This is a genomic window from uncultured Jatrophihabitans sp., from assembly GCF_964246335.1.
Classification (GTDB): Bacteria; Actinomycetota; Actinomycetes; order Mycobacteriales; family Jatrophihabitantaceae; genus Jatrophihabitans.
In genome coordinates this window covers 1-6,700 of the sequence record NZ_CAXTQF010000107.1, presented here as the reverse complement: position 1 = coordinate 6,700, position 6,700 = coordinate 1, and the positions used below count along the sequence as shown (strand labels likewise).

General features: G+C 70.9%; 7 protein-coding genes. 3 read left to right on the top strand and 4 right to left on the bottom strand.

Going from position 1 to position 6,700, the window contains the following annotated elements; all coding sequences use genetic code 11:
• The coding region (locus ACFFCN_RS18180; protein ID WP_375493961.1) for a hypothetical protein at positions 1-284 on the top strand (284 nt) is incomplete at its 5' end.
• A 70-nt stretch (positions 285-354) separates the two neighbouring features.
• Here ACFFCN_RS18180 and ACFFCN_RS18175 read toward each other — a convergent pair.
• From ACFFCN_RS18175 to thyX, 3 genes are all read right to left on the bottom strand, one after another.
• The gene (locus ACFFCN_RS18175) at positions 355-2,901 is read right to left on the bottom strand and encodes a DNA translocase FtsK 4TM domain-containing protein (RefSeq protein WP_375493959.1); all 2,547 of its coding nucleotides are present in this window, start codon (positions 2,899-2,901) and stop codon (positions 355-357) included.
• A 240-nt stretch (positions 2,902-3,141) separates the two neighbouring features.
• Positions 3,142-4,035: a 4-hydroxy-tetrahydrodipicolinate synthase gene (gene dapA, locus ACFFCN_RS18170; protein ID WP_375493957.1), complete on the bottom strand. Its 894-nt coding sequence runs from the start codon at positions 4,033-4,035 to the stop codon at positions 3,142-3,144.
• 32 nt (positions 4,036-4,067) lie between these two features.
• Complete coding sequence (gene thyX, locus ACFFCN_RS18165) at positions 4,068-4,820, bottom strand: FAD-dependent thymidylate synthase (RefSeq protein ID WP_375493962.1); 753 nt, start codon at positions 4,818-4,820, stop codon at positions 4,068-4,070.
• A 207-nt stretch (positions 4,821-5,027) separates the two neighbouring features.
• On the opposite strand from thyX, the gene ACFFCN_RS18160 reads away from it, so the two are divergent.
• Both ACFFCN_RS18160 and ACFFCN_RS18155 read left to right on the top strand, forming a co-directional pair.
• Positions 5,028-5,585 carry a toxin-antitoxin system HicB family antitoxin gene (locus ACFFCN_RS18160; protein WP_375493955.1) on the top strand — a complete coding sequence of 186 codons (558 nt, stop codon included), beginning with the start codon at positions 5,028-5,030 and terminating at the stop codon, positions 5,583-5,585.
• Between the two features lie 9 nt (positions 5,586-5,594).
• Positions 5,595-6,401, top strand: coding sequence for a DUF4097 domain-containing protein (locus tag ACFFCN_RS18155; protein WP_375493954.1), 807 nt, complete (start codon positions 5,595-5,597; stop codon positions 6,399-6,401).
• A 23-nt stretch (positions 6,402-6,424) separates the two neighbouring features.
• Here ACFFCN_RS18155 and ACFFCN_RS18150 read toward each other — a convergent pair.
• The coding region (locus ACFFCN_RS18150) for a DNA glycosylase AlkZ-like family protein (protein WP_375493952.1) at positions 6,425-6,700 on the bottom strand (276 nt) is incomplete at its 5' end.

Here is a 6,700-nt window from a genome sequence, read left to right as displayed (position 1 = left end):
AACACACTGGGCAATACCCGGATGTTGCTCGAGCTGGATCGGCGCGTCGTTTAGGGCGTGTCACACCAGCACCATCCGCCACACCAGCTACGGTCGATCCGACGGAGGTGATCTACGTGGCCGTACTCGACCGGATTCAGCCGGCGTACACGACCTGGTCTCCCTCGGCCGCCGGTATCGGGGTCACCGAGGACGAGATCTACGTCGGCAGGCACCGCAAACGCGGCCTGCGCCGCATCGGGCTAACGCGCATGTTCTACACCGCACGACACCGCAGGGACTGACCAAGTCCCGCGACGGACCGCCAGCTCAGGTCTCGTCGCCACGGTCCGCCAGCTGACTACGGACCGGCACCTATTCGGTGCCGGTCCGTAGTGGTGTGTGCGGCCCGGCGTCGTCGTCGCCAGCGTCTTCATTGTCGTCTTCGTCGTCGGCGGCAACCAGGTCGTCGGCACTGCCGCCGTTGCGCAGCGTGTAGAGCAGCCCGGCCAGCTCGTCCGGCATCACCAGCACCTCGCGTGCCTTCGAGCCCTCGGACGGCCCGACGATGCTGCGCGACTCCATGAGATCCATCAGCCGCCCGGCCTTGGCGAACCCGACCCGCAACTTGCGCTGCAGCATGGACGTCGAGCCGAATTGGGTCGACACCACCAGCTCGACCGCGGACAGGAACAGGTCGAGATCGTCGCCGATGTCCTCGTCGATCTCCTTCTTGGTCGCCTGCGGTGCGGTGACGTCCTCGCGATACGTCGGTTCGAGTTGCTTCTTGCAGTGCTCGACGATCGACTCGATCTCGCCGTCGGTCGCGTAGGCACCCTGCATACGCGCCGGCTTCGACGCACCCATGGGCAGGAACAGCGCATCACCCTTGCCGAGCAGCTTCTCCGCCCCGGGCTGGTCGAGGATGACCCGGGAGTCCGCGAGCGACGACGTCTTGAAACCGAGCCGCGACGGCACGTTCGCCTTGATCAGACCGGTGACGACGTCGACCGACGGCCGTTGCGTGGCGATGACGAGGTGGATGCCGGCCGCGCGGGCCAACTGGGTGATCCGCACGACCGAGTCCTCCACGTCGCGCGGGGCGACCATCATCAGGTCCGCGAGCTCGTCGACGATCACCAGCAGGTACGGGTACGCGCTGTAGACGCGCTCGGAGCCCGGCGGCGCGACCAGCTTGCCGCTGAGCACCTTGGCATTGAAGTCGTCGATGTGCCGCGTGCCCGAGTGCTCCATGTCCTCGTAGCGCATGTCCATCTCGCGCACGACCCACTGCAACGCGTCGGCCGCCTTCTTGGCGTTCGTGATCACCGGCGTGACGAGGTGCGGGATGCCCTGGTACGCCGCGAACTCGACCCGCTTCGGATCGATCAGCACCATGCGCACCTGGTCGGGCGTCGCGCGCGCCAGGATCGACAGGATCAGCGAGTTGATGCAGCTGGACTTGCCGGCTCCGGTCGCGCCGGCCACCAGCATGTGCGGCATCCGGGTGAGGTTGGCGACGACGAAGCCGCCCTCGACGTCCTTGCCGAGCGCGACGAGCATCGGGTGCTGGTCGCGTTGCGCGACCCGCGAGCGCAGGACGTCGCCGACCATGACGACCTCGGGGTCGGCGTTCGGGATCTCGACACCGACGGCGCTCTTGCCCGGGATCGGCGAGAGGATGCGCACCTCGGCGCTCTTGACCGCGTAGGCGATGTTGCGGGTCAGGTTGGTGATCCGCTCGACCTTCACGCCGGGGCCGAGGGACACCTCGTACCGGGTGACGGTCGGCCCGCGGTTGAAGCCGGTGACAGCGCAATCGACGTCGAACTCGGCGAAGACCTGCTGCAGCGCCGCGATGACCTCGTCGTTCGCCTTGGTGTGCTCCAGGTGCGGCGTGCCCGCGGCCAGCGTGGCCAGGCTGGGCAGCGTGTACATGCCCGCGCCACCCGAGAGCTCCAATTGGGTCGGCCGGTCGATGGGCGGCAGTTCCGGCTCGGCCGGCGCAGCCTGCGCCTTCGGGGTACGGGGTTTGCGCGGTTTGGCGGCGGGCACCTCGGCGTCCGACGGCTCGGGGTCGGCGGCGTCGGCGAACGGGTCGAGCTCGGCCGGCAACTGGTCCGGCGTCTGGTCCTTGGCGCGGCGTCGGCGCCGCGTGGGTGCGGCAGCAACGTCCTCGTCCGCTTCGAGTTCCTCGGCGTCCGCCCCGCCGCGCAGCCCGCCGAGCGTGCGCACGTAGTCGACGAGCACGCTGATCGGCGTCGCGGTGACGACCAGCACACCGAACACGCCGAGCGCGGCCAGCAGCGGGACGGCGAGCGCCGCGGACAGCCCACTCACGAGTGGCTTGCCGATGGCGGTGCCGATCAGTCCGCCGGCATGTGCCCGGCCGGCCGACGTGTGCGGGTTCGCGCCCCAGATGTCGAGCAGGCCGAGCACGGCCGCCGTGAGGGCCAGGCCGCCGACCAGCATCCGGCCTCGTGCACCCGGCTCGGGGGCCTGGCGCAGCATGTGCGCGCCGGCGGCGAACAGCACGAGCGGCAGCACCAGCGCAGCGTTGCCGGCGAGCGCACGGACCCCGGTGTCGACGACGCGACCGACCGGCCCGGCAGCGTGGAACCAGATACCCATCGTGGCGATCAGTCCGAAGGCGAGGACGCCGAGCGCAGCACCGTCGCGGCGGTGCTCGGGCGGCAGGTCGCGGGCTGTCGCTGCGCCGCGCCCAGCCGTGCGCGCCACGCCACCGAGCGCGGCCGCCAGGGCCCGCCACAGCGCAGCGATGGCCTTGCCGACGCCGAGGAACGGAGCCGCGAGCGGCGCGACCGAGTTGCGCCGCGCCGGACGCCGGCCGGTCGACCGGCTGCCGCTGCGTCGGGGGGCCTGCTTGCGCGCAGGAGGGCGCGTACGGGTTCCGGTACTCACTCGATGGACGCTAACCGTGAACTTGAGGGTTGCCCGGGAGGCGCGGCGAGGGCACCCGAAACTCGCCGGCGCGACACGCGCGGACAGCGCCGGACACTCGGGCGTTGCCGCGTAGCGGTATGGCCCTCGGGCGAACTTGAGGATTGCCCACACAAACGTGCGCGCCCGAAAGGACACTCCGGACCGACCTTGAGCGGTCCGACTGGTTCAGCGGACGATGCGAGGCGACGCGCCGAGCCCCTAGAGCCCGGCCGCAGCGAGGTCCGTGCGCAGGTGGCTGATCTCGTGGTCGGTGGCGTCGACGAGCGGCGTACGGACGGGACCGACGTCCAGTCCGCGCAGCCGCAGCCCGGCCTTGACGAGGATGGCGCCCTGCGTGGCGAAGATGCCGGTGTAGATCGGCAGTAGCAATCGGTGCAGACGCAGCGCCTCGCCGACGTCGCCGCGCTCGAACGCGGCGATCAACTCCTGGGTCTGCGGACCGCAGAAGTGCGTGGACGTGCCGACGACGCCCACCGCTCCGATGGACAGCCAGGGCAACAGGCTCGCGTCGTCGCCGCAGTAGTACGCGAGCCCGGTCGCGGCGATGACCCGCGAGCTCGACGCGAGATCGCCCTTGGCGTCCTTGACGCCGACGATGTGCGGGTGCTCGGCCAGGCGCAGCAAGGTGTCCTCGGCGATCGGGATGCCGCTGCGATGCGGGATGTCGTAGAGCAGGACCGGCAGGTCGGTGGCGTCGGCGACGATGCGGAAGTGCTCGGCGAGGCCGGCCTGCGGCGGTCGGGAGTAGTACGGTGTGACACACAGCAGGCCGGTGGCGCCTGCTTTGGCAGCCTGCTCGGCGAGCTGCACGGAGTGGATCGTGTCGAACGTCCCGACACCCGCGACGATGTGGGCGCGGTCGCCGACGGCGTCGACGACGGCTGCGATCAGATCGGCCTTCTCCGCATCGGAGGTGGTGGGCGCCTCGCCGCCGGTGCCGTTGATGACCAGGCCGTCGTGCGCCTGCTCGTCGACCAGGTGCCGCGCCAGGCGGACGGCGGTGTCGAGGTCCAGTTCACCGGCCGACCCGAACGGCGTGACCATTGCGGTGAGCAGCCGGCCGAACGGCGGCGCGGCGGGTGCGGAGGTCACCGCGCCAGTCTAGGTCGCCCGTGCCGCGACGTTCAGCCCTCGAACACGAACGGGCTGGAGGCGACTTCGGTGCCGTCCGGCAGCGCGGCGATCTCGAAGTCGGCGAACGCGTTGGGCGCGACGCGCTTGAGCTCCTGCAGGCAGCCGATGGCGAGCTCGCGGATCTCGACGTCGGCGTGCTCGGAGGCGCGCATCGCGACGAAGTGCCGCCAGGCTCGGTAGTTGCCGGTGACGACGATGCGCGTCTCGGTGGCGTTCGGCAGCAGCGCGCGGGCGGCCTGCCGGGCCTGCTTGCGGCGCAGCGTCGCGTGCTCGACGTCGGCGAACTTCTTCTCCAGGCCCTCGAGCAGCTCGGTGTAGGCGGCAACGGCGGCGTCCGACGCGGCGACGAATTTGGCGTGCAGCTGCGGGTCGTCGGCGATGACGTCGGGTTCGACCATCGCGGCGTCGCGCTCGGGCACATAGCGCTGGGACAGCTGCGAATAGCTGAAGTGCCGGTGCCGGATGAGTTCGTGCGTGAGCGAGCGGGAGATGCCGGACAGGTAGAAGGTCACCGTGCCGTGCTCGAGCACCGACAGGTGGCCGACCTCGAGGATGTGCCGCAGGTAGCCGGCGTTCGTCGCGGTGGCCGGGTTGGGCTTCTTCCACGACTGGTAGCAGGCGCGGCCGGCGAACTCGGCCAGCGCCTCGCCGCCATCGGTATCGGTGTCCCACGGCACGTCCGCCGGCGGCTCGAAGTGCGTCCAGGCGATGGCTTGGACCTTCAGGGGGACGATGTCGGGCACCCGGTGCTCCTCGCACTCGGCCGCGCGGTGCGCGGTCTTTGTATTGGCGCTGCCCTCGGCAGGCGCCCCGAGCGTAACCGCAGCGGTCGGGTCCCGGACCACGCCACGCGCGTCCGGCAGGCCGGTCACCGCGCCCGACGCCGATGCTGTCACCGACTGCCGCATCCACCCTTGCCGTGACAGCACAAGTGATGTCATAGTGACATCATGCAACTCGACGAGTACTCCTCCCAAGTGGCCACCCAGATTCGCGCAGCCGCCGCGCTCGGCGACGACCGCACGAGGGAAGTCGCCGAGGCGCTGGCCGGCGCGGCCGAACCCGCCGTACGGCTGGCGGTGCTCGCCGCCGTCTCGGACACGGCGGACGAGATCACCAGCGTGCTCGTCGACCTGCCGGGCGCACCCACGGTCGCCGTCCGGCTCGACGGCAACGAAGCGACCGTCGATGTGCGGCTGTCGCACGACGACACCCCTGCACAGGAGCAGCGACCCGACGACGGTGACACCAGTGCCCGCATCTCCCTGCGGCTGTCCGAAGCGCTCAAGACCGACATCGACGCCGCCGCAGCCCGCGACGGCGTGTCCGTCAACGCCTGGCTCGTGCGCGCGGCCACCGCGGGGCTGGACCCGAACCCGTTCGACTCGCTCGCCGCCTTCGGCAAGAACTTCGGCCTCGGCGCCGGTCCCAACCGCGGACGCGGCGGCGGTGGCCGAGGGGGCGGCCGAGGCGCGGGTCAACACGTCACCGGCTGGATCAACGGTTAGGAGCCTGCAATGACGACCCAGACATTCCCCCTCACCGGGGCGATCAACCTGTTCGTCCGCATCGGCCACGGCACGGTGTCGGTCGAGGCGCGCGACGACCTCACCGAAGCCACCGTCGACATCGACGCCGGCGACGGCGTCGAGGCGAAGGACGTACCGATCGCCGCGGAGATGCGCGGGCCGACCCTGCACGTCGCCGGACCGCGTGAAGGCGCGCTGTTCGATCTCGGCCTGTTCGGCGGCCGGCCGCGCAGCACGGTGCACGTGCGGGTGGTGGTGCCGACGCTGACCGCGGTCAAGATCGTCACCGTCGACGCCCCCGTTCGGGTCGTCGGCCGGGTGAACGGCGCGGACGTCGCTTTCGGCCGGGGTGAGGCCGAGTTCGACACCGTCGACGGCGATCTACGGCTGCGGTTCGGCCAGGGCAAGGCGCGTGCGCAGCACGTCGGCGGCGCGGTGCAGGTGCGCTCTGGCCACGGCAGCGTGGATCTCGGCGAGGTCGGTGGCGACGTCCGGTACGGCAGCGGCACCGGCGATTTGCATGTCGCCGTCGCTCGCAAGGCCGTGTTGGTGCGGTCCGGATCCGGTGCGGCCCGGCTGGACGAGGTGCACGGCGACGTCGACCTGACCAGTGGTGCCGGCGATCTGCGGATCGGCCTGCCGACGGGCGTCAATGCCCGTCTGGACGCGCACACCGGCACGGGTCATGTCCGTTCGGATCTGCCGATCGACGGCGCCCCGGGAGCTGGAGCAGACCCGATCTCCCTGCGGGTGCGCACCGCGCACGGCAACGTGCACATCGTCCGCGCCGCGTGAGCCACCGGCGCGCAGCTCGACAGTCAGCCGACGGCGGCCGCGAGCGACGGCGCCAGATCGCCGCGCGGGCGCACCTCGATGCCGTCCAGGTCGAGCCAGCGCGCGGTGACGGCCAACTGTTCGGCGAGCTCGGCAGCGACGTAACTCGCGTCGTTGCCCGGCTCCAGCCACGCGCTCTGCACCCGTAGAACGCCGGCCTGCCGGTCAGACTTGAGATCGACTCGGCCCACCAGGGACTCGCCGAGCAGGAACGGCAGCACGTAGTAGCCGAACTTGCGGTGCTCCTCGCGGGTGTAGAT